Origin of the sequence: Alloalcanivorax venustensis ISO4 (assembly GCF_015356855.1) — a bacterium.
In the GTDB taxonomy this organism is placed as follows: Bacteria; Pseudomonadota; Gammaproteobacteria; order Pseudomonadales; family Alcanivoracaceae; genus Alloalcanivorax; species Alloalcanivorax venustensis.
The window spans coordinates 14,175-35,587 of record NZ_ARXR01000005.1 but is presented as its reverse complement, the minus strand read 5'-3'; the positions used below and the strand labels follow the sequence as shown (position 1 = coordinate 35,587).

Genomic DNA, 21,413 nt, shown 5'->3' with positions numbered 1-21,413 from the left:
GAACGAGCCCGTAATGAGCGATTTTTACCGTGAGCAGCACAAACTGCGGCTCGCTTACATGCCCTGGCTGTACCCGCGTCTCAAGCCCCGCCACCGCGATTGGGCCGCGCCCTGGCAGGCCGAGCTGCAGCGGCAATGGTCCGTTCTGGAGACCGTGCACTTCGGCGTGCACTGTTTTGTGGCGCCCCAGGCCCGGCTGTTCGCGGAACCCGGCCGGGATATCCACGTCGGCGACGGCAGCCACATCGCCGCGGACTGTGTGTTGCACGGCCCGCTGCGTCTGGGCGCGTCGGTCAGCCTCAACCATCATGTGACCCTGGAGGGGGGCGCCGCCGGGATTGAGATCGGTGACCATACCCGCGTCGCCGCCTACTGTACCTTATACGCCTTCGACCACGGTATGGACGCGGCCGCGCTGGTGCGTGAACAGCCGGTCCGTTCCCGGGGCATCCGCATCGGCCGCGATGTCTGGCTGGGCGCCCGGGTGGGCGTGGTCGACGGCGTCACCATCGGCGACCACGCGGTGGTGGGCATGGGGGCGGTGGTCACCCGCGACGTGCCCGCCTGGACCATCGTCGCCGGCAATCCCGCCCGTGTGATCGGCCACCGGCCGGGGGCACCCATTCACCGGGGCGGTGCCCCGCGACACGGAGAGACGCCATGAGTACCAGTGTTTTTTCACTGCTGGTAAAACGCCGCTTCGGGCCTTTTTTCTTTACCCAGTTTCTGGGCGCCTTCAACGACAACGTGTTCCGCCAGGCGCTGATTCTGCTGATCGCCTCCGGGGTGGTCGCCGGCACCGAGGTGAACACCCTGAACAACGTGGCCCTGGCGTTGTTCATCCTGCCGTTCTTCCTGTTCTCGGCGCTGGCCGGGCAGCTCGCCGACAAGTACGACCGGGCCATGCTGGTGCGGCGCATCAAGCTGGTGGAAATCTTCATCATGACGTTCGCGGCGGTGGGCTTTTTCTTCAACGCCGTCTATTTCCTTCTGGCGGTGCTGTTCTGCATGGGTCTGCAGTCCACCTTTTTCGGCCCCATTAAGTACTCGATCATTCCCCAGCATTTGCCGTCCCGGGAACTGGTGTCCGGCAACGCCCTGGTGGAAATGGGCACCTTTCTGGCGATTCTGCTCGGCTCGATTTCCGGGGTGCTGCTGAAAATGGACGCCGCCGACCCGCTGATCGTGTCCGCGGTGGTGGTGGGCCTGGCGGCGCTGGGGTATCTGGCCGCCCGTGGCATTCCCAAGGCGCCGGCCGCCGACCCGGGAATGAAGATCAACTGGAATCTGTGGCGGGAAACCTGGCATATCGTCGGCTACGCACGGGAGGTGAAATCGGTGTGGATGTGCGTGCTCGGCATTTGCTGGTTCTGGTTTCTCGGCGCCGCCTACACCACCCAGCTCAAGGTCTACGTGGACGACTATCTGCTCGGCACCGACGGCCTCTATGCCTTGCTGCTGGGCACCTTTTCCGTGGGCATCGGGCTGGGCTCCTACCTGTGCGAGAAAATGTCCGGCCACCGCGTGGAGCTGGGCCTGGTGCCGCTGGGTTCAATCGGGTTGAGCGCCTTCGGCATCGACCTGTTCTTCTCCTACGCCGGCCTGCCCAAGGATGTGTCGGTGGACATCGCCGCCTTCCTGCAACAGCCGGCCGGCTGGCGGGTGATGGTGGATCTGCTTGGCATCGGGGTGTTCGGCGGCTTCTATATCGTGCCGCTGTTCGCGCTGATCCAGCAGCGTTCCAACCCCAGCCATCTGGCGCGCATCATCGCCGCCAACAATATTCTCAATTCCCTGTTCATGGTGGGTTCGGCGGTGGCGGGTATCGTGCTGGTCGGCGTGCTCGATCTCACCGTACCGGAGTTCTTCCTGGTGCTGTCGCTGGCCAATGTGCTGGTGGCCGCCTACATCTACACCCGGGTGCCGGAGTTCCTGATCCGCCTGCTGGTGTGGATGCTCACCAATGTGCTGTACCGCATCAAGGAACAGGGCATGGAGAACATTCCGGACGAAGGCCCCTGCCTGCTGGTGTGCAACCACGTCAGCTATGTGGATGCGTTGCTGCTGGGCGGCGCCGTGCGCCGGCCGGTGCGGTTCGTGATGGCCAAGCCGATCTACGATTTGCCGTTGATGAACTATATCTTCCGGACCGGAAAGGCGATTCCGATCGATTCCAAGGAGCGTAATCCGGAGATTTACCAGCAGGCGTTCGAGCGCATCAACGAGGAACTGGCGGACGGCCAGGTGGTGTGCATCTTCCCGGAAGGCAAGCTGACCCGGGACGGTGAGCTGGCGGAATTCAAAACCGGGATGGAAAAAATTGTAAATGAAAATCGGGTTCCGGTAATTCCCATGGCACTCTCCGGTCTATGGGGTAGCTTCTTCAGCCACAAGGGCGGCCCGGCGTTGACCCGGCTGCCGAAGCGTTTCTGGTCCCGCGTGAAGCTCAACGTGGGCGAAGCGGTAACCGCCGACCAGGTGGCGTCGCAGGATATGCGGCGTCGGGTGCTCGGGTTACGGGAACGCCCGTGATCCGCCCGGGTCTCAGGATCCAAGAACCGATACGATTAAAGAGGATAACCATGCGACGTATTCTGATAGCTCTGAGTCTGCTTTTCACCTTCACGGCCAGCCACGCGAGCAATGTGGAAATTCAGCATGTGTTCGGTTGGATCGAAAACGCCACGCTGGAACCCTGGGGCGTGAAAGTGAAAAGCAAACTCGACACCGGTGCCCTCACCTCTTCCCTGCACGCCCGCAACATTGAACGTTTTGAAAAAGACGGCGAGGAGTGGGTGCGCTTTGAAGTGAACGTGGAAGACCAGGACGAAGACGAAAAAGTGTCGCGCAAATTTGAGCGCCCGCTCTATCGCGATGTGATTATTCGCGGTGCCGGTGGTGAAGAGCGCCGCCCGGTGGTGCTGATGGAAATCTGCTTCGGCGATACCGTGCACGAAGAGCAGTTCAGCCTGGAAAACCGCAGCGACATGATCTATCCGGTGCTGATCGGCCGCCGCACCATCCAGCATCTGGGCGTGGTGGACGTGACCAACACCTTCATGCACGAACCGCAGTGCGATGAAGACAGCCCGGTGGAAAAATTCGACAAGGACAACACCGACGAAGACGTGGGTGTGTGAAGTTTTGAGATCGTCTGTGCTCACTGGTAGCTCGCCTGTAGGATAGCTTCAAACCGCCTTTTGACAGGGGGTTTTCTGGTAAATTTGTCTGTGTAGCATCTGAAGGAGTCTGATGAAATCTGCTGTAATCCAGTTCAAGAGTATAGGTTTTGGTATAGCTTTTGGTGTAGGGTTGTGGGCGCCTTAACAAAAAAGGCTGTTGATGATGAAAAGCTATACTTATGGCCAGAGCTTCATCAATGCCATCGATGGCTATCGTTCCAATCAGTTAATGGATCAAAGCATGCAGAATAACAAACACGGCAACAAGCCACTATCGGCGAGAGCCATCGAGACGATGCGGCCTGGCGATAAAGTCAAAGTGGACACTGGAGAGAATGCCGGTCTGCGTGTGACTTGCGGGGCTAGCCGGTGGCAGGTCGTTCATCTATCGCTATCGGAGCCCCGAAACGGGCAAGCTAACTCAAGTCAAGATAGGGAATTACCCCTCGATGAGTCTGGCTGAGGCTCGCCTAGAGCTTGCTCGGATGAAGGCTTTACGACGAGATGGCGTATGCATTCGTGCCGAAATTCAGCGGGAGAAAGTACGTCAAAGTGCAAAAATTGAACAGGAAAAGGAAGCGGCAGAGGTGGCCGCGTTTACTGTTCGTGACTTGGTTGATCTGTACTTAACTGAAGTGATTGAGGATCGACTGGTTGTAAATCGTCGAACTGGGGCTCAGAAACGAGTTCCTGGTGCACGGAAACCTAAGGGGCAGGCCGAGACTAGGCGCACCCTGTACGGTGATGCTGTACGCACTCTGGGGGATCGATCTGCTGCAGAAGTTCGGCGTAAACATGTGGTAGAGATGGTGAAGGACATTCTTGACCGGGGAGCAAACGTTCAGGCTGGGAATGTGCTGCGTGAGCTCAGTGCCGCCTACGACTATGCGATTGGCCTTGGCAAGTTTGATGATGATTTTGCGAACCCGGCTTTGTTGGCAAAGTCGAGCCTGAAGCAGGCTAGAGTCCGACTTACGTCTGTTCGGGGCAAACGCGTATTGTCCGATGCGGAGTTGAAGGAAGTGTTAGCGTGGTTGCCAGGCTCTGGTTTCTCGGTAACACAAAAGAACGTCATTCGTTTGACTCTGTGGACAGGAGCTCGCACGGGTGAGGTTTGTAAGGCGCGTTGGTCTGATGTAGATCTCGATCGAGCAGTTTGGCATATGCGAGACTCCAAGAACGGAGCCGAGCGGTATGTGCAGTTGCCGAGCCAAGCTGTGGCTTTTCTCCGTCAGCTTCGTTTAACCACCAATACCTATCTGTTTCCTTCGAGTCGGACGGGATTGCCGATCCAGCAGAAATCGCTTACCGAAACAAAATGGTATTTGAGAAATTCTGCCAAGGCTCGAAGTGGCACCTACTTTAAGCCAGGCCAAGCTTGGCTGGATAGCATTCCTGACTGGTCTCCACATGATCTGCGTCGTACGGTTCGCACGGGGTTGTCTCGTTTAGGCTGTCGCAATGAAGTGGCTGAGGCAGTGATAGGGCATTCAAGAAAGGGTATTGAAGGGACTTATGATCTGCACGATTATGAACCCGAATGTCGCGAGTGGCTGCAAAAGTGGGCTGATCATCTGGAAACCCTTGACGGCGTGTGTTAGTTGGCATAACCCATCTTAATTTCACAAATTGCAGCAACCGGACAGAGAGAAATCTATTTCTCTCTGTCTCTCTTAGGCTCGCCAGTCCCTGACCTTGCTGGCCTACGGCCTCCACCGGACGCCTCGATCGGTCCGCTGCTAAACAAAAGCGAACATTCGATTTTATCTTAATAATTCGATAGAAACGCGTAAACCGCTACAGGACTTAGTCGAAAAGCTGATTTTACCTTCATAGCGAGTCACTATATCTCGAACGATAGCAAGGCCGAGACCGTGCCCAGGTGTTTGCTCATCTAGCCGCAGACCCCTTTGGCCCAAACTGGCTAAATCCTTGTGATTAACCCCTGGGCCATCATCAGCAACAACTATTCGCTTGAAGCCGCTGCCTTGTTCCACAGAGAGCTCTACGCATCTCGAAGACCATTTGCCAGCATTGTCGAGTAAGTTGCCCAATACTTCATTTAGATCATGTTCTTCTATCGGCCATCGGCTGTCTTCAGGCAGAGAACTCGATAGTTCAAACGACTTTTCCGGATATAAACGACCGAGCATCCACAAAAGATCCCGTGCCTGTTTTATGGGGTAGGCGCTTTTTCCAATCTGGGGCCCTGCAAAACGGCTTCGACGCATTTCAGCTTCTAATTGCCTGTCGATATCGCTTAGTCGCTCCACCATCTGGCGCCTTAGATTGGTGTCGAGAGGACGTGTGTCGTCTTCCAGTATCTGCCGGACGGCTGCGATGGGGGTTTTGACGCTATGAGACAGGTTTGCGAGAGCGTCCCTGGAGCGCTCCAGTCGCTGATCTAAGGAGTCCAGCAACTGATTTAGTTGAAGAACCAGCGGGTGGAACTCCTCTGGCGACTGAACGTTGATTCGGGAGATCTCTCCGTCCTGGAGTCTTTTTAATGCGGCTTTGAGTGTGACAACCGGTCGCATGGACATCGTGATTCCGAACCAGAGCACGGCGACCAAGAGCATAATCAACAGAACTGATACTACGGCGGTCCAGGCATGAAGTGCAGCTTGGCTGCGTTTCAGCGCACCCAGATCTTCAGAAACGATTACGACGATGGGTGTTTCACCGACCTGAAAAGACTTTCGGTAGGCGAGGATGTCTAAGGGAGTATCAGTGGTTTCGGCATCTTCTACGCGAACGGTTCCGTCTTCTTCGTTTTCAATCAGAGGCGTTAACAAGGGCTCCCAAGTATCGGGTGAAATGATGGTCTGTTCGGGTGTATGTATGGCAAAGGCATGATGAAAAACATCCTGGAAATAATCGCCCGTCTGGAGAGTGTCAACTTCACCATTCGCGTCGCGAATCTGGTGCTCAAGGAAAACGACTTCATCTTTCAGTCGGCTTTCAACGAATTCCCGAGACATTCGGTCGAGCAGCAAGCCATGGACCAACCACGCCACCCCCATTAGACCAATTCCGGCGGGCAGTAACAGCGCAAGCAAGGTTCCTTTTACGGACGCAGGCTTTTTAAGGAATCGCATTAAAAATGTACCCCTGGCCGCGTCGTGTTGAGATGGTTTCGCTGCCCACTAGCTTCCTTAACCTCCGAATATACGCCTCAATGACGTTTTCGCTCGGGCTATCATTCAAGTTGTAAAGCTGTTCCATTAGTTGTTCTTTGGAAAAGACGTGGCCAGGGCGGCTCATCAAACAACGTAGCAGCCGGAATTCGGTGCCGGTAAGTGTATGTTCCACGCCGTCGTCCATCTTGAGACTCTGGCGGTTTTCGTCCAGTTCAAAGCGGCCGGCTTTAACCTGAGCATGGACCCTTCCTTCACTTCGACGCACGAGTGCGTTGAGGCGTGCGATTAGCTCTTCTGTCTGAAAAGGTTTTGCCAGGTAATCGTCTGCCCCGGCTTTTAAGCCGTTAACCTTATCCTGCCAATCGCCTCTCGCGGTCAGAATCAAGACCGGACAGCTGACGTGATTCGTTCGCCACTTTCTCAATACGTCCAGCCCGTTGCCATCAGGTAGACCCAGGTCCAGAACAACAGCACGGTAATCCTCTTGCTCACCCAGAACGACGGCTTCTCGGGCACTGGGAGTTGTATCAACGCTGAAACCTGCTTTTCCCAACTGCCTGACCAGACCCTCAGCAAGCAAGCGGTCATCTTCGACGAGCAGTAAACGCATGAGTTTTTCCTTCTATGTATGGTCCGCGGTCGAAAGTGTGACTGATTAACCTGAATTCAGCCTGAACGGAAAATAGTTCGAGTTTTTCAGAAAGAATTCAGGTTAGTGAGAGAAGGTAACAACCGATTCTGGACATTGCTCAAGATTGGGGCTCAATCCTGCAGTGTTTTTCGAGCAATATTTTACAGAGGATAAAAAGATGAATGCATCAAAACTATTCGTAGCGGGTATGGCGCTTTCAATGTCGGCAACAGCGTTTGCGGCTGGCACCCATGATGGTGGCCACGGGCACGGCGCTACAAGCGGTGAACCTGGCAAAGCGTCGGAGGCCAGCCGAACCGTAACTGTCGAGATGTACGACAACTACTACGAACCCGAAGAAATCAGTGTAAAGCCGGGTGAAACCGTTCGCTTCGTGGTGGAGAACAAGGGAAACCTCGTCCATGAGTTCAATGTTGGCACTCCCGACATGCACGAAGCTCATCAAGAGGAAATGATGATGATGGTTGAGCATGGCGTCATCCAGGGCGGCAAGCTGAACCACGACATGATGAATATGGATATGGGGAATGGCCATTCCATGAAGCATGACGACCCGAACAGCGTGTTGCTGGAACCGGGCCAAAGTAAAGAAGTGGTATGGAAGTTCTCTGATAAAGGCAATATCGAATTTGCCTGCAACGTGCCGGGCCACTATCAGGCCGGGATGTACGGTGAGGTCAATTTCGAGTAACTCGCTTAACTGAGGTCCGCGAGCGCGGGGCTGAGACACGTTTCTCGGCCCGGCTTCAATGACGTGTAGTTCGGAGCAACACAGATGAAACCACGCTTTTTGACAGGGCTTTTGAGCCTGCTGATGCCAGCCATGGTTCTGGCCGGCGAATACGACCTTACGGTCGACCGGGTAAAAATTGATACCGGCGATTTTGTGAAGGAAGGCATCGGATACAACGGCGCATCCCCGGGACCGGTGATGCGCTTCAAGGAAGGCGAAAACGTCAAGATCAACGTGACCAATAACCTGGATGAGATGACGTCCATTCACTGGCATGGGTTGATCCTTCCTTTTGATCAGGACGGTGTACCCGGCATAAGTTTCCCAGGCATCAAGCCGGGTGAAACCTTTACTTATGAATTTCCTATCCAGCAGGCAGGCACTTACTGGTTCCACAGCCACTCTGGTTTTCAGGAGCCGGATGGCGCCTATGGTGCCATTGTGATCGAACCGGAAAAACGTGAGCCGTTTCGTTATGACCGCGAGTACGTGGTGCAGTTGACTGACAAGCACCCCCATTCCGGTGACCGCATCATGCGCAACCTGAAAATGATACCGGATTACTACAACCGTGAGCAGCAAACCGTGGGGGAGTTTTTTTCGGACGCGTCCAAAAACGGTCTGATGAACACCATTCGGGACCGCATGGCCTGGGGTGACATGCGGATGATGAAAGCGGACGTTGAGGACTTGCAGGGCTTTACGGGCCTGATCAACGGCAAAGGTCCCGAGCAGAACTGGACTGGCCTTTTTGAGCCCGGAGAACGCATCCGGCTGCGGTTCATCAACTCCTCGGCCATGACCTACTTCGACATACGGATTACCGGTCTGGACATGACGGTTGTACAGGCCGATGGCAACAACGTTCAGCCCGTTAACGTGGACGAGTTCCGGATCGGTGTGGCGGAAACCTATGATGTGATCGTCCACCCGAAAGATGAGCAGGCCTACACCATTTTCGCTGAATCCATGGGGCGTTCCGGCTATGCCAGGGCAACGTTGGCCCCCGAAGAAGGTATGGAAGCGGCTGTTCCGCAACTGCGTGATCCGGCGCGCCTGACTATGGCAGACATGAGCGGTATGCCCGGCATGGACCATGGCAACATGGCCGGTATGGATCATGGCGACATGGATATGAATAGCTCAGAAGGGATGTCCGGAATGGATCATTCCAACATGGAAGGCATGGATCATGGTTCCATGGCGATGGGAAAAGGCGGCCAAAGCGACCCCTTTTACGCCAAGGGAAGTGGCCTTGTACCCACGGCAGCCAATGGCGGCAAGTTCCTGTCCTATGCTGACCTGAAGGCCCAAGATCCACTGTATGAAGACCGCGAACCGACCCGGGAAATTGAGCTTCGTTTGACCGGCAATATGGAGCGTTATACCTGGAGCATTAATGGCGTCAAGTACGAAGACGCAGACCCAATTCGTCTCAAATACGGTGAGCGAGTTCGCTTCAAATTCGTGAACGAGACCATGATGACTCACCCTATGCACCTGCACGGTATGTGGTCCATTCTCGATGTTGGTGCAGACCAATGGAACCCGATCAAGCACACGGTCAGTGTGCAGCCAGGCACCACGGTTTACATGGAAACCGAGGTCGACGAGCCCGGTCAGTGGGCGTTCCACTGTCACCTGTCCTATCACGCGGCCGCTGGTATGTTCCGCAAGGTCATTGTTGAAGGTGGGCCAGAGTCGACGCAGGCCAAAACAGACGTGATTGCCAAAGATGGAGGTGAGGTATGAGCTGTATTCGATCAATTGTCGCAGTCAGCTTCCTTGCCTCTATTGGTGTCTCAACGGCGGTGACAGCTCAGGAAATGATCTCCGACACGACCGCTCGAAAACAGCCGCTCACAACCTGGGGCGTTCAATTCGAGGAATTTGAGTACCGCTACAGCGACGATGACGAGGAGTTGGGCGTCTGGAATGCGGATGCCTTCTATGGCACCGACGACTTTAAAGTCCGGCTGCTCACAACCGGGGAGTACGAGATAGAGGAGCAGGCCTACGAAACGCTGGAAAACCAGCTGGTCGGCCAGATCCCTATCTCCAAGTTCTTCGACGCCAAAGCGGGCGTGCGTTTCGATACGCCCGAGGGGCCGGACCGTACGTATGCGGTTCTCGGTGTGGCCGGGCTGGCGCCCCAATGGTTTGAGATCGATGCAAATCTGTATGTCAGCAAGGATGGCGATACGTCAGCTGAACTGGACGCTGAGTACGAATTGCTGTTCACTAACTACTGGATTCTGGCGGCAACGCTGGATGCCTCAGTAGCGTTCAGTGAGGATGAAGAGATCGGCGTCGGCAAGGGATTGGTTTCCACCGAAACCGGCCTCCGGCTCAGCTACGACCTGATCGACCGTGCGTTCTCACCCTACGTGGGTGTGGTGCACGAGCGTAAGTATGGCGATAGCGCCGACCTGGCCGAGGCGGACGGCGGTGGCACAGAAGACTGGTTTGCCGTGATCGGCGCTCGAATCGCATTCTGATGCTGATGGGCCATGGGGAAACCCACGGCCCTTTTTCGTCTATGATTTGATGTAACTCAAATCCACCGAAAGTCTGTGTCCATTTTCAGCCGCAGTTCAGATTGAAGTGTTTTGATACAGGGAGAAGTCATCAGGAAGAGAGGTGTCACCCCATGACCAAAGCACACAAAGCAACCAATCAGGAGCAGTTTTTGTTGCGCCGAAAAATGGCCGTCGAGGGGCTTGGAGAGGATCAGTGGGATGGGCTCATCCACGATCTTAATCGCCACCCCTGCGTTGATTTCGCCGAGCGTAAGCCAAATGGCACATTGCAGGTGACGTACGACGGAACCCACTGGTCCGTCGATGAATTACTGGAACTGATCAAGGCTTACGGTGGCCAATTGAAAACCGGATGGTGGACCCGGCGCAAATTGGCTTGGTACCGGGTTACCGACGACAACGTCCGGGCAAATGCCAAGCATGAGCCGTTCTGCTGTTCCAAGATTCCACCCATGAAAAAATAACAGGAGGTTGAATGAACAGGGAGGAAGATCGAACTACCCGCTACCAGGAGGGCAGTCTCACTTTACCAGGGACAGTCATGCTGGGTACCGGCGTCATGATTGGCGCCGGTATTTTTGCACTTACCGGGCAGATGGCCCAGATGACCGGTGTCCTTTTCCCGCTGGCCTTTCTCGCGGCGGCGGTGATTGTCAGCTTCAGCGCCTATTCCTACATCAAGATCTCCAATGCCTACCCGTCCGCCGGCGGTATCGGCATGTACCTGCACAAGGCTTACGGAAACCGGCTGCCAACGGCTTTCAACGCCCTGTTGATGTACTTTTCCATGGTGATCGCCCAGAGCTTCCTGGCCCGCACCTTTGGCTCTTACACCATGCAACTATTCGGAGGGGACGAAAGCGGCCGTATGGTGCCCATTCTGGGGGTGGCATTAATCCTCGTGGCTTTCGTGATCAACCTGCTCGGCAATCGGATGATTCAGGGGGTGGCTTCCTTTATCGGGATCCTGAAAATCGGCGGCATACTGATTTTCGGTCTGGTCGGGATCTGGATTGCCGACTCAGTCTCGGTTGATTTTTCGGAGCCCGGTGAAGCCGGAGCGCTGGGCAACTTCCTGGGCGCAACCGCACTGGGGATTCTGGCGTTCAAAGGCTTTACGACCATCACCAACAGTGGTTCGGAAGTAATAGACCCAAAGCGAAACGTCGGGCGCGCCATCGTGATTTCCATTGCCGCCTGCGTGGTGATCTACACGCTGGTGGGCTTCGCGGTCGCCAGCAACCTGTCACTGGCTGAAATTATCGAAACGCAGGATTACTCCCTCGCTGCTGCTGCGCGTCCCGCTCTCGGCGATTACGGTGTCTGGTTTACTGTCGCTATTGCCATGATGGCCACGGCGGGCGGTATTCTCGCCAGCGTCTTCGCGGTATCCCGCATGCTGGCGATGCTGACGGAGATGAAGCTCGTACCACATCGGCATTTTGGCATGCCCGGCAGCATCCAGAAACACACACTGGTGTATACCGTTGTCCTGGGGCTGATCCTCACCGCCTTCTTTGATCTGTCACGAATTGCCGCGCTGGGTATCGTGTTTTACCTGATTATGGACATTGCCATTCACTGGGGTGTACTGCGCTATCTTCGCAAAGACATCAAGGCCAACACCTGGGTGCCAACTACAGCCATCTTGTTGGATCTTTTGGCTCTGGGCGGCTTTGTCTGGGTAAAACTGAATACGGACCCGTTCGTCATCGGCGTGGCAGTGGTCACCATGATTGTGCTTGCAGTCTCCGAGCAGATTTTCCTGAAAAGATCGCCGGAATCCGCGCAAGCGAAACAGGAAGAGAGTCACGCGCATCGTCACCATTAACCAGAATCAGGAAGAGAGGCTATTGCCATGATGGGAGATAACATGTTCGGGAACACCATGTGGGCAGGCCACTGACTGTGGATGCTGGTGATTGCCATTGTGGTCGTCATTCCGGCCTGGCGTATTTGCCAGCGCACGGGGTATCCGGGGTGGATGGGTGTACTGATACTGATCCCTATCGTCAATCTGGTTCTGCTGTATTTCATTGCATTTGCAGACTGGCCCGCCGATAAAACAGGAGATCAGAATGGCTGAGCACCATCACGCCCATGACCACGATCACCACGCCGATAAAGAACCTGGCGGGCACACCGCCAAGGATCCGGTTTGCGGCATGGCAGTCGATCCGCATACCGCGGAACACCGCAGCCAGCATGGCGGTAAAACCTGGTACTTCTGCTCGTCGCGTTGCCAGTCCAAATTCGACGAGGACCCTGAGCAGTACCTCGATTGGGAAAAGAAACAGCAAGAGCCGGTAGCGCCGGGCACTATGTATACCTGTCCCATGCACCCCGAGATTCGGCAGCAAGGGCCAGGGGACTGCCCAATCTGCGGCATGGCCCTAGAGCCCGAGCAGGTAAGCCTGGACGACGGGCCTTCGGAAGAACTCAAAGACATGACCCGCCGATTCTGGATCGGCCTGGTGCTGGCCCTGCCTGTACTGGTACTGGAGATGGGTGGGCACCTCACCGGACTCGATCACATTATAGCCCCGCAGATGTCCAACTGGATTCAACTGGTGCTGGCAACGCCTGTGGTGCTCTGGTGCGGTTGGCCCTTCTTCGTCCGGGGTTGGAAATCCGTGGTTAGCCGTAACTTGAACATGTTTACGCTCATTGCCATTGGTACCGGCGTCGCGCTGATCTACAGCCTGGTGGCGACCCTGGCGCCGCAGATCTTCCCAGGCGCCTTCCGGCAGGAAGACGGGTCGGTCGCCGTCTACTTCGAGGCGGCTGCTGTCATCGTGGTGCTGGTGCTGCTGGGGCAGGTGCTGGAATTGCGCGCCAGAGAGAAAACCTCTGGTGCCATCAAGGCCCTGCTGGATCTGGCACCGGCGACGGCCAGAAAACTGGACGACGATGGCAGCGAATCCGATGTGTCGCTTGATCAGGTCAAGGTCGGTGACCGCTTGCGGGTACGTCCGGGAGACAAGGTGCCGTTGGACGGCGAGGTGCTTGAAGGCAGCTCCAACGTGGATGAATCCATGGTGACCGGTGAGCCTTTGGCAGTCAGCAAAAAATCCGGCGACCAGGTGATCGGCGGCAGTATCAACCAGCAGGGCAGCTTTATCATGCGGGCCGACAAGGTTGGCCGTGACACCATGCTGTCCCAGATTGTGCAGATGGTGGCGAGCGCCCAGCGCAGCCGCGCGCCCATTCAGGGCCTGGCCGACAAGGTGGCGGGTTATTTTGTGCCTGCGGTGATCGTGATCGCCATTATCGCCTTTATAGCCTGGTCATTCTTCGGGCCCACGCCGCCTATGGCGTTCGGGCTGATTGCAGCGGTCAGTGTTCTGATCATTGCCTGCCCTTGCGCACTTGGCTTGGCGACGCCCATGTCCATCATGGTGGGTGTCGGACGCGGTGCTCAAAGTGGCGTTCTGATTCGCGATGCGGAAGCCTTGGAGCGTATGGAGAAGGTGGACACCGTGGTGGTGGATAAAACCGGCACGCTGACAGAGGGCAAGCCGCAAGTCACCCGGCTTGTCGCGGCCAACGGGTTCGATGACAGTAGTCTCATGCGTTATGCAGGCGGCCTGGAGAAAGGCAGTGAGCACCCACTGGCTCACGCCATACTCGATAAAGCCAAGGGCATGGACCTGAAGCTTCCGGATGCGGAAGACTTTGACTCTCCGAATGGTAAAGGGGTTACCGGTCGAATAGACGGCAAGCGGGTGCTACTTGGTAACCGCCTTCTCATGGAGTCGGAAAATGTCGACACCACGCGATTTGACGGCGACGCCGACCAGCTCCGAAAAGATGGTGCTACCGTGATTTTTGCTGCTGTCGACGGAAACGTCGCAGGGTTGCTGGCGATTGCCGATCCGGTCAAGGAAACCACCGAAGCCGCTATTTCCGCGCTGCAAAAAGACGGCATCCGGGTGGTCATGCTGACCGGCGATAACCGCACTTCAGCTGAAGCAGTTGCCCGAAAACTGCATATCGACGAAGTGGAAGCGGAAGTCCTGCCGGAAGATAAGGGCAAGATCGTCCAGCGCCTGAAAGACGAAGGCCGTGTTGTCGTGATGGCGGGTGACGGCGTAAACGATGCGCCTGCACTGGCAACGGCGGATGTCGGTGTGGCCATGGGCACCGGGACCGATGTCGCCATCGAAAGCGCCGGCATTACGCTGCTACGCGGCGACCTGATGGGCATTGTCGAGGCGCGCCGTTTGTCTCTGGCGACCATGCGCAATATCCGTCAGAACCTGTTTTTCGCCTTCGTTTACAACTCCGCCGGTGTTCCGATAGCGGCAGGGGTTTTGTACCCGTTTTTCGGGATACTGCTGTCGCCCATTTTTGCAGCGGCCGCCATGTCGCTGTCCTCGGTCAGCGTGATCGTGAATGCGCTGCGTTTGAGGGTGGTGAAACTCGGGTCAAAGCAATGAACTTCTGAATCATTGGAGGTAGCTATGTCATACACGATCGATCGAGTTATCAAAGATGTCGATTTCGAGGACGTGGACAGAAGAGCGCGTCAGGCCCTCACTGATCACGGGTTCGGTGTGCTGACAGAAATTGATGTCAAAGCCACCATGAAGAAAAAGCTGGACAAGGATATGTTGGCCTATCGGATTCTCGGGGCCTGCAAGCCTGGCATGGCCTGGGAAGCCATCGGTGTGGAGCCTCGCGTGGGTGCCATGCTGCCTTGCAACGTTATTCTTCGTGAGGTTTCGGAGGGCATTGAGGTAAGTGCAGTGGATCCATTGGCTTCCATGAGCGCCATCGATAATGACGAGCTCAAGCAGGTTGCCGGGAAGGTCAGGGATATGCTCTCTGAGGTTGTGGAATCGATCTGAAGCCGGTAGAGGCGTCGATTTGCTGCAGTGCCTGCGGTTTGCAATGGATTAGCGAATTAGCCAGGCGAGCGCATAGCCCAACTGAACACTGGAAATGCAAATAGGACTCCTCATTTGACGACGGGATACCTATTTGATGTCAGTCATATTATGGAGAAGAAAAAAGGAAAAAAGGAAAAAAGATATGGATATAAAGACTTTTGGACAACTGATCGACTGGACGCGCGATCTGCACTCACATCTGGCGAGCTGTCTGTCCCATTGCGCAACAAAGCACGAGGAAGAACGGGCCCGTGCGCTTTTGGATTATCTGGCAGCTCATGAATCGGAAATAGAGCGGATCGTGAACGAGTTTGAGCACCAAGGGGATAAGAAGGCACTGGAAACTCGGGTGTACGACTACCTGTCCCATAATCCGATCAAAACTCATCGAACCTGCGACGAGCCTTACGCGAAGCTTGATTTTGATGGTATCTGCCGGGAAGTGTTCGACTTTCATGATCAGATTATTGATCTCTACAAAACGCTGATTGGAAAAGCCGAAATTCCAGAAGCAAAAGAGCTGTTCGAATCTCTTTTGGCGATGGAGGAAAATGAGTCGATGAGACTGGCTCGTCAGGTTGGCCGAATGCAGGATCTATGAGATCCGAGCACTTTTGCTGACGGCTTAATCCCTTTGAATGTTTCCAATTGAGGCTCACCTTCACACCTCAAAGACGGGCGCAAAGCCACCTCCCGGCGTTCGAAAGTTGGTGGCCTGGCCCTGGTACACACGGGCAGCGGCAAGCAGATGTTGCCCGGCATAGGTGTACAAACGGATATCGACCTTTCTGGTGGTGACCGTGCCATCCACTCTCAGGGTGCGTTCTCCGGCGGGAACGAAGTTCTGCGCGATGTAATCACCCTTCAGGATCTCTTCGAAAACGCGGCGGGTTAGTTTTTCGCCCCGATAGACGCCCTTGCTGCCATGGCCCGCTACCGGTTTGAAAAACAGTTTACGCCGGTTGCTCCACAACTCCGCCTCATCACTTGCTGAAACCAGCCGGGTCTTCGGTACAGCTCTATCCAGAAATCCTGCCTCGGTTTCACTCAGGCCCCAGTCGCGCAGGGTTTGGGCATCAGATAGCAGGATCAGGTTCCGTTTGTCGGCCATCAGCGCATGGGCGCGTGGATTGGGCGTGACGACCGCCGCGCCGTCGAGGTAGGCGCGCCTCAGCGCCCCAAGAGCCGGGGCCTCCAAGGCAAAATCCACCAGGCGGTTGTACACCATGTCAATAGGCTTGCCGTGGGCGCTCAGGGCACCATCAACATACTCAAGCTCCGATGGGTCGAGGATCAAGGTCTCTATGCCTCTGGCCTGGAATAACTGCTGGGCCAGTTGGAATTCCGGGAACATAAACTGGGATTCTGGGGCATCGTCCACAATGGCCAGCCAACCGGGCGTCGAGTCGCCACCTTGCCGTTCCCACTCCTGCTGGAACATGGCAAACACCGCGTCCTCGAACCCATCCAATGCACGGTTGGTGCCAGCGGTCTGCTGGGACGGGTCACAGCATCGGTGTTGAGCCCGGGCCAATACCGTGTTCAGAAATGCGCCGCCGGCGTTGGTGTTGATTTCGATCAGCTGAGGCCCGTTCTCGCCCAGGTGAAAGTCGTAGCCCATGAACGCCCCGATGGGGCCTGGATCAAAACCGGCGATGTCCGGCGCCCAGGACAGAGCTTTTTCCTTATAGGGCGGAAGCTCGGCTGCGGATTCGATCGCCTGAACAATCCGCTCCATCGTCGCGATGTCAGCCTGGGGAACAAAAACCGGCGTGTTTGAAAAGAGATGATGGATCTCGGGAGTGGCCGGCGCCTCGTTCCCAGTGTCTGAAAACTGCTTCTGGAGGCTGTCAGTGAGCGCTTTTCGGTCAAGGGTGATGCAGTAACACTGCCGGTTGAGCTGGTCGGCGTGGGTTTTGGTTGTTCGCTGGTTTTCCTGGGGCACGTCTTGCATTGGTCGTCCATGGTCATTGTGAATCGTTCCACCTTGATTCTGGTCAAACGAATGCATGTTTCGCAACTGTTTTCAGGCCTGTTTCAGCTTGGTGTGATGGACTGCCAAGTAATGACCATGCCTGTTCGGGATCTTGCTTACCGGGCGAGGAGATCTTACTGAAACCCTCTGACCAAAAAGGGCACGCTATGAACCATTCGTTGCGCAAGCAGTGTATTGCTGGTATTACGGCCAGTGTCGCTATGAGTTTTTCGCTGATGGTGGCCGCAGACACGAACCGGGCATTTGTTCCCATGGGCACAGCGGATGCCGTCGGCGTTATTGATCTGGAAAACCGCAAGGTGACGTCGTCCATTGGCGGCACCCTGAATACCCACGGTTCGGCACTGACCCCGGATGGCCGGTATCTGGTGGTGGGTAGTTTGTCGGCGCATGATCGTCAGAAGCCGGTTAGTCGCCCCGAAGGCATTTCAGAAGATGAACACGCCGCTCATCATGGGGGCGGGAAGTCTACTGAATTGGAAGCAGGGAGTACGGGGCTGCTCTATTTGGTGAACACGGCCACAAAGACGATTGACCGCAAACTGGAAGTGCCGGGGCCTGTGCACCATGTGCTGGTGACTTCCAACGGTCGCTATGCCGTTTCCACGCATCCTGCCAGTGGCAGTATCAGCGTTGTGGATCTGGATTCCGGTCAGTTGGTCAAAACTGTGGCGACGGGGCCGGCCCCCAACTATCTGGTGCAAACCGACGACGGCCAATCCCTTCTGGTCATCGGCGCCTGAGTAAACCAGGCGCCTCACGGGCCGGCGTCAGGCCACGCGGGTGAACACCTGCAGGATATTGCCCAGCCGGGCAGTGAGCTTGTCACCGGAGGCCAGCGGGCCGACCCCGGCCGGCGTGCCGGTAAAAATCAGGTCGCCGGGCTCCAGCGTGAACACCTGATTGATCTGCGCGATCAGTTCAAAGGTCGGGAACAGCATCTGCCCGGTATGGCCGTGTTGGCGACTTTCGCCGTTCACTTCCAGAGACACTTCCAGATTCTGCCGCACTGAAATGCCGCGGGCGTCGATAAACCCGGAAACCGGTGCGCCGCCGTCGAAACCCTTTGCCCGTTCCCAGGGATGGCCTTTTTCCTTTAGCCGGCTCTGCAGGTCACGCAGGGTCAGATCCAGGCCGACCCCGTAGGCGGCGATGGCGAAGCGAATGGTTTCCAGGTCGGTCTCGCCGCTCAGGCGCTCACCGATCATCACCACCATTTCCACCTCGTGGTGCACCGGGCCCTGTCCCTGGGGCAGCACCAGCGGTTCGTGCAGGCTGCACAGCGCGGTGGCCGGTTTCATGAACAGCAGAGGTTCCTCGGGCACGTCATTGCCCAGCTCGCGGGCGTGCTCGGCGTAGTTTCTTCCCACGCAGACGCACTTGCCCAGCGGCATTTCCATGGGCGAGCCGTCGATCCAGCGATGAACGTAGGCGGATTCCGGTCGCGCTTTCAGCGTGTGGGTATCAAACATCGAACAATTTTCCGGGGTTCATCACGTTGTTGGGATCGAAAACCGCTTTCACCGCTTTCATATAAGCGATTTCCTCTTCACTGCGGGAATACGACAGATAAGGCTTCTTGGTCATGCCCACGCCGTGCTCGGCGGAAATCGAGCCGTCGTACTTCTGCACGATCTCGAACACCCATTTGGACACATCGCCGCATTGGCGGAAAAAATCTTCCTTGGGCAGGTCCGCCGGCTTGAGAATATTCAGGTGCATGTTGCCGTCACCGATATGCCCGAACCAGACGATCTCGAAATCCGGGTAGGCGTCCTGCACCACCTTGTCCACGTCCTCGACGAAATCCGGCACCTTGGAAACGGTGACGGAAATATCGTTTTTATAGGGCGTGTGCGGCGCGATCGATTCGGAAATACGTTCGCGCAACTGCCACAGCTGCTCCAGCTGACCCAGCGACTGGCTCATTACCCCATCCAGCACCCAGCCCTGCTCCACGCAGTGCTCGAAAATCTCCATGGCCCGTTCGCCGGTGTGTTCGGAAAGCTGCTCGAATTCCAGCAGGCAGTAGAACGGACAATCGCTGTCGAAGGGTTTGGCCACCCCGTGCTCGAGCACATGGGCCATGGCCTTGTCGGAAAAGAACTCAAACGCGGTCAGATCAATGTCCTTCTGAAACGCGTGCAGCACTTTCATGACTTCGCGGAAACCGGGCGCGCCCAGCACCAGGGCGGTGAGGTCCTTGGGCCGGCGGGCCAGCTTCACGGCGGCTTCCACCACGAAGCCCAGGGTGCCTTCGGAGCCGATGAACAGGTGGCGGAAGTCGTAGCCGGTGGCGTTCTTGATCAGGCCCTTGTTGAGGTCCAGCAGTTCACCCCGGCCGGTGACCACCTTGAGGCCGGTGATCCAGTCCCGGGTCATGCCGTAGCGGATCACCTTGATGCCGCCGGCGTTGGTGTTGATGTTGCCGCCGATCTGGCTGGAGCCGGCGGAGGCGAAGTCCACCGGGTAGAACAGCTCCTTGCTGTCGGCGAATTCCTGCAGCTGCTGGGTGACCACCCCCGGCTGCACCGTGACCGACCGGTCGTACTCGTTGAAGTCGAGCACCCGGTTCATCCGGTCGAACGCCACCACCAGCTCGCCGTTGGCGGCCACCGCCCCGGCGGACAGGCCGGTGCGGCCCCCGGAGGGCACCAGGTGCAGGCCGTGTTCATTGGCGATCTCCACGATCTGCTGCACTTCTTCGGTGGTTTCCGGCAGCACCACGGCGCTGGGCGCCGGCGCCCAGACCTTGGTCCAGTCCACCCCGTAGCGCTGGGCGCTGTCCGGATCGGTGAGGCAGCGCTTGCCAAGAAGCGCGCTGAGCTGGTCCAGGGCGGCGTGGGCGAGGGAGGTCATCGGCAACTCCAAAGGTCTTCAAGTCAACTTGAGCATTCAACATGTGCACGGGGGCTCCGGAATGGGTCTCATCCGGGGCGGGCTATGATACCATACGCGCCCATTTAACCCGCTACAGAGACCACCCATGGCCAACACTTCTCTTGAGAAGGACAAGATCCGCATCCTCCTGCTCGAGGGCGTCCACCAGAACTCGGTGGATAATCTGAAGGCGCACGGCTACAGCAACGTGGAGCTTCTGCCCACCGCGCTCACCGGCGACGACCTCAAGGACGCCATCAAGGACGCCCATTTTGTCGGCATCCGCTCGCGCACCCAGCTCACCGAGGAGGTCTTCCAGGCCGCCGAAAAGTTGATCGGCGTGGGCTGTTTCTGTATCGGCACCAACCAGGTGGATTTGAAGGCCGCCCTCAAGCGCGGCATTCCGGTGTTCAACGCGCCCTACTCCAACACCCGCTCGGTGGCGGAGTTGGTGATCGCTCACACCGTCAACCTGATGCGCGGCATTCCCGAAAAGAACGCGGTGGCCCACCGCGGCGGCTGGCTGAAATCCGCCAAGGACAGCTACGAGATCCGCGGCAAGAAGCTGGGCATCGTCGGCTACGGCAACATCGGCGCCCAGGTGTCGGTGCTGGCGGAATCCATGGGCATGAAGGTGTACTTCTACGACGTGGTCTCCAAGCTGCCGATGGGCAACGCGGAACAGGTGGGCAGCCTCAATGACCTGCTCGGCCTGGCCGACGTGGTCAGCCTGCACGTGCCGGACACCGCCGCCACCCGCTGGATGATCCGCGAAGAGCAGATTCGCGCCATGAAGCCCAAGAGCTATCTGATCAACTACGCCCGGGGCAAGGTGGTGGACATCGAGGCGCTGGCCGCCGCGCTGCGCGACAAGCACCTGCTCGGCGCCGCCATCGACGTGTTCCCGGAAGAGCCCAAGGGCAACGACGACGAGTTCATCAGCCCGCTGCGCGAATTCGACAACGTGATCCTGACCCCGCACATCGGTGGTTCCACCCATGAGGCCCAGGAAAACATCGGCACCGAAGTGTCCGAGAAGCTGATCCGCTACTCCGACAACGGCTCCACCCTGAGCGCGGTGAACTTCCCGGAGGTGGCCCTGCCGTCGCACCCGGACATGCACCGTCTGCTGCATATCCACCGCAACATTCCCGGCATCCTCACCCAGATCAACACCGTGTTCTCCGAGAACGACATCAACATCTGCGGTCAGTACCTGCAGACCAATGAAGAGATCGGCTACGTGGTGATCGACGTGAACAAGGGCTACAGCCAACTGGCCCTGGAAAAGCTGCGCACCATCGACGGCACCATCCGCACCCGCGTGTTGTTCTAGCGCCTCGACAATAAGCCGGAGCCGGGCTACCTTGCCCGCTCCGGTTTTTTTATGGCGCCGCG

Annotated in this window: 20 protein-coding genes; 15 read left to right on the top strand and 5 right to left on the bottom strand. The window is 56.9% G+C overall.

Annotation, left to right across the window (positions count from 1 at the left end; translation table 11 throughout):
• The first annotated feature begins 13 nt into the window (after nucleotides 1-13).
• The 4 genes from ISO4_RS04300 to ISO4_RS16950 all read left to right on the top strand — a co-directional run bounded on the left by ISO4_RS04300 (nucleotide 14) and on the right by ISO4_RS16950 (nucleotide 4,783).
• The gene (locus ISO4_RS04300; protein WP_194855284.1) at nucleotides 14-664 is read left to right on the top strand and encodes an acyltransferase; all 651 of its coding nucleotides are present in this window, start codon (nucleotides 14-16) and stop codon (nucleotides 662-664) included.
• Nucleotides 661-2,532: an MFS transporter gene (locus ISO4_RS04295; RefSeq protein ID WP_194855283.1), complete on the top strand. Its 1,872-nt coding sequence runs from the start codon at nucleotides 661-663 to the stop codon at nucleotides 2,530-2,532. The genes ISO4_RS04300 and ISO4_RS04295 overlap by 4 nt, the downstream gene beginning before the upstream one ends.
• A gap of 50 nt (nucleotides 2,533-2,582) precedes the next feature.
• Nucleotides 2,583-3,140 carry a retropepsin-like aspartic peptidase RloA3 gene (gene rloA3, locus ISO4_RS04290; RefSeq protein WP_067606964.1) on the top strand — a complete coding sequence of 186 codons (558 nt, stop codon included), beginning with the start codon at nucleotides 2,583-2,585 and terminating at the stop codon, nucleotides 3,138-3,140.
• A gap of 425 nt (nucleotides 3,141-3,565) precedes the next feature.
• Nucleotides 3,566-4,783, top strand: a complete 1,218-nt coding sequence (locus ISO4_RS16950) for a tyrosine-type recombinase/integrase (protein ID WP_255442263.1) — start codon at nucleotides 3,566-3,568, stop codon at nucleotides 4,781-4,783.
• A gap of 162 nt (nucleotides 4,784-4,945) precedes the next feature.
• On the opposite strand, the gene ISO4_RS04280 is transcribed toward ISO4_RS16950, so the two are convergent.
• Both ISO4_RS04280 and ISO4_RS04275 read right to left on the bottom strand, forming a co-directional pair.
• Nucleotides 4,946-6,280, bottom strand: coding sequence for an ATP-binding protein (locus ISO4_RS04280; protein WP_194855282.1), 1,335 nt, complete (start codon nucleotides 6,278-6,280; stop codon nucleotides 4,946-4,948).
• On the bottom strand, nucleotides 6,267-6,932 hold the full coding sequence (locus ISO4_RS04275) for a response regulator transcription factor (RefSeq protein ID WP_022990681.1): 666 nt from the start codon (nucleotides 6,930-6,932) through the stop codon (nucleotides 6,267-6,269). The genes ISO4_RS04280 and ISO4_RS04275 overlap by 14 nt, the downstream gene beginning before the upstream one ends.
• 199 nt (nucleotides 6,933-7,131) lie before the next feature.
• On the opposite strand from ISO4_RS04275, the gene ISO4_RS04270 reads away from it, so the two are divergent.
• The 9 genes from ISO4_RS04270 (at nucleotide 7,132) to ISO4_RS04230 (ending at nucleotide 15,740) form a co-directional block, all read left to right on the top strand.
• Nucleotides 7,132-7,665 carry a cupredoxin domain-containing protein gene (locus tag ISO4_RS04270; protein WP_194855281.1) on the top strand — a complete coding sequence of 178 codons (534 nt, stop codon included), beginning with the start codon at nucleotides 7,132-7,134 and terminating at the stop codon, nucleotides 7,663-7,665.
• Nucleotides 7,666-7,749: 84 nt separating this feature from the next.
• Complete coding sequence (locus tag ISO4_RS04265) at nucleotides 7,750-9,459, top strand: copper resistance system multicopper oxidase (RefSeq protein WP_194855280.1); 1,710 nt, start codon at nucleotides 7,750-7,752, stop codon at nucleotides 9,457-9,459.
• On the top strand, nucleotides 9,456-10,205 hold the full coding sequence (locus ISO4_RS04260) for a copper resistance protein B (RefSeq protein WP_058340741.1): 750 nt from the start codon (nucleotides 9,456-9,458) through the stop codon (nucleotides 10,203-10,205). The genes ISO4_RS04265 and ISO4_RS04260 overlap by 4 nt, the downstream gene beginning before the upstream one ends.
• A 152-nt stretch (nucleotides 10,206-10,357) precedes the next feature.
• Nucleotides 10,358-10,711 (top strand): hypothetical protein, encoded by a 354-nt coding sequence (locus ISO4_RS04255; protein ID WP_094625993.1) that lies wholly within the window; start codon nucleotides 10,358-10,360, stop codon nucleotides 10,709-10,711.
• Nucleotides 10,712-10,722: 11 nt separating this feature from the next.
• Complete coding sequence (locus ISO4_RS04250; RefSeq protein WP_142947945.1) at nucleotides 10,723-12,078, top strand: APC family permease; 1,356 nt, start codon at nucleotides 10,723-10,725, stop codon at nucleotides 12,076-12,078.
• Between the two features lie 81 nt (nucleotides 12,079-12,159).
• Nucleotides 12,160-12,333, top strand: a complete 174-nt coding sequence (locus ISO4_RS04245) for a hypothetical protein (protein WP_228547911.1) — start codon at nucleotides 12,160-12,162, stop codon at nucleotides 12,331-12,333.
• Nucleotides 12,326-14,686 carry a heavy metal translocating P-type ATPase gene (locus ISO4_RS04240; protein ID WP_022990674.1) on the top strand — a complete coding sequence of 787 codons (2,361 nt, stop codon included), beginning with the start codon at nucleotides 12,326-12,328 and terminating at the stop codon, nucleotides 14,684-14,686. The genes ISO4_RS04245 and ISO4_RS04240 overlap by 8 nt, the downstream gene beginning before the upstream one ends.
• A gap of 24 nt (nucleotides 14,687-14,710) precedes the next feature.
• Nucleotides 14,711-15,097: a DUF302 domain-containing protein gene (locus ISO4_RS04235; RefSeq protein WP_194855279.1), complete on the top strand. Its 387-nt coding sequence runs from the start codon at nucleotides 14,711-14,713 to the stop codon at nucleotides 15,095-15,097.
• A gap of 184 nt (nucleotides 15,098-15,281) precedes the next feature.
• Nucleotides 15,282-15,740 carry a hypothetical protein gene (locus ISO4_RS04230; protein ID WP_022990672.1) on the top strand — a complete coding sequence of 153 codons (459 nt, stop codon included), beginning with the start codon at nucleotides 15,282-15,284 and terminating at the stop codon, nucleotides 15,738-15,740.
• A 60-nt stretch (nucleotides 15,741-15,800) separates the two neighbouring features.
• On the opposite strand, the gene ISO4_RS04225 is transcribed toward ISO4_RS04230, so the two are convergent.
• Nucleotides 15,801-17,093 (bottom strand): ATP-grasp domain-containing protein, encoded by a 1,293-nt coding sequence (locus tag ISO4_RS04225; protein WP_142947944.1) that lies wholly within the window; start codon nucleotides 17,091-17,093, stop codon nucleotides 15,801-15,803.
• 188 nt (nucleotides 17,094-17,281) lie between these two features.
• Here ISO4_RS04225 and ISO4_RS04220 point away from each other — a divergent pair, with 188 nt between their 5' ends.
• Complete coding sequence (locus ISO4_RS04220) at nucleotides 17,282-17,878, top strand: YncE family protein (RefSeq protein WP_214012821.1); 597 nt, start codon at nucleotides 17,282-17,284, stop codon at nucleotides 17,876-17,878.
• Between the two features lie 27 nt (nucleotides 17,879-17,905).
• Here the strand turns inward: ISO4_RS04220 and ISO4_RS04215 are convergent, their stop codons facing one another.
• Both ISO4_RS04215 and ISO4_RS04210 read right to left on the bottom strand, forming a co-directional pair.
• Nucleotides 17,906-18,607 carry a fumarylacetoacetate hydrolase family protein gene (locus ISO4_RS04215; RefSeq protein ID WP_194855278.1) on the bottom strand — a complete coding sequence of 234 codons (702 nt, stop codon included), beginning with the start codon at nucleotides 18,605-18,607 and terminating at the stop codon, nucleotides 17,906-17,908.
• Nucleotides 18,600-19,994 carry an FAD-binding oxidoreductase gene (locus ISO4_RS04210; RefSeq protein ID WP_194855277.1) on the bottom strand — a complete coding sequence of 465 codons (1,395 nt, stop codon included), beginning with the start codon at nucleotides 19,992-19,994 and terminating at the stop codon, nucleotides 18,600-18,602. Before ISO4_RS04210 ends, ISO4_RS04215 begins: the two co-directional genes overlap by 8 nt.
• A gap of 127 nt (nucleotides 19,995-20,121) precedes the next feature.
• Between ISO4_RS04210 and serA the strand changes: the two genes are divergently transcribed.
• Nucleotides 20,122-21,351: a phosphoglycerate dehydrogenase gene (gene serA, locus ISO4_RS04205; protein ID WP_194855276.1), complete on the top strand. Its 1,230-nt coding sequence runs from the start codon at nucleotides 20,122-20,124 to the stop codon at nucleotides 21,349-21,351.
• Nucleotides 21,352-21,413: the final 62 nt, after the last annotated feature.

Coding starts and splice junctions, on each gene's coding strand:
- ISO4_RS04300 (WP_194855284.1), top strand. CDS start 14: ATGAGCGATTTTTACCGTGAGCAGCACAAACTGCGGCTCGCTTACATG.
- ISO4_RS04295 (WP_194855283.1), top strand. CDS start 661: ATGAGTACCAGTGTTTTTTCACTGCTGGTAAAACGCCGCTTCGGGCCT.
- rloA3 (WP_067606964.1), top strand. CDS start 2,583: ATGCGACGTATTCTGATAGCTCTGAGTCTGCTTTTCACCTTCACGGCC.
- ISO4_RS04280 (WP_194855282.1), bottom strand. CDS start 6,280: ATGCGATTCCTTAAAAAGCCTGCGTCCGTAAAAGGAACCTTGCTTGCG.
- ISO4_RS04275 (WP_022990681.1), bottom strand. CDS start 6,932: ATGCGTTTACTGCTCGTCGAAGATGACCGCTTGCTTGCTGAGGGTCTG.
- ISO4_RS04270 (WP_194855281.1), top strand. CDS start 7,132: ATGAATGCATCAAAACTATTCGTAGCGGGTATGGCGCTTTCAATGTCG.
- ISO4_RS04265 (WP_194855280.1), top strand. CDS start 7,750: ATGAAACCACGCTTTTTGACAGGGCTTTTGAGCCTGCTGATGCCAGCC.
- ISO4_RS04260 (WP_058340741.1), top strand. CDS start 9,456: ATGAGCTGTATTCGATCAATTGTCGCAGTCAGCTTCCTTGCCTCTATT.
- ISO4_RS04255 (WP_094625993.1), top strand. CDS start 10,358: ATGACCAAAGCACACAAAGCAACCAATCAGGAGCAGTTTTTGTTGCGC.
- ISO4_RS04250 (WP_142947945.1), top strand. CDS start 10,723: ATGAACAGGGAGGAAGATCGAACTACCCGCTACCAGGAGGGCAGTCTC.
- ISO4_RS04245 (WP_228547911.1), top strand. CDS start 12,160: ATGCTGGTGATTGCCATTGTGGTCGTCATTCCGGCCTGGCGTATTTGC.
- ISO4_RS04240 (WP_022990674.1), top strand. CDS start 12,326: ATGGCTGAGCACCATCACGCCCATGACCACGATCACCACGCCGATAAA.
- ISO4_RS04235 (WP_194855279.1), top strand. CDS start 14,711: ATGTCATACACGATCGATCGAGTTATCAAAGATGTCGATTTCGAGGAC.
- ISO4_RS04230 (WP_022990672.1), top strand. CDS start 15,282: ATGGATATAAAGACTTTTGGACAACTGATCGACTGGACGCGCGATCTG.
- ISO4_RS04225 (WP_142947944.1), bottom strand. CDS start 17,093: ATGCAAGACGTGCCCCAGGAAAACCAGCGAACAACCAAAACCCACGCC.
- ISO4_RS04220 (WP_214012821.1), top strand. CDS start 17,282: ATGAACCATTCGTTGCGCAAGCAGTGTATTGCTGGTATTACGGCCAGT.
- ISO4_RS04215 (WP_194855278.1), bottom strand. CDS start 18,607: ATGTTTGATACCCACACGCTGAAAGCGCGACCGGAATCCGCCTACGTT.
- ISO4_RS04210 (WP_194855277.1), bottom strand. CDS start 19,994: ATGACCTCCCTCGCCCACGCCGCCCTGGACCAGCTCAGCGCGCTTCTT.
- serA (WP_194855276.1), top strand. CDS start 20,122: ATGGCCAACACTTCTCTTGAGAAGGACAAGATCCGCATCCTCCTGCTC.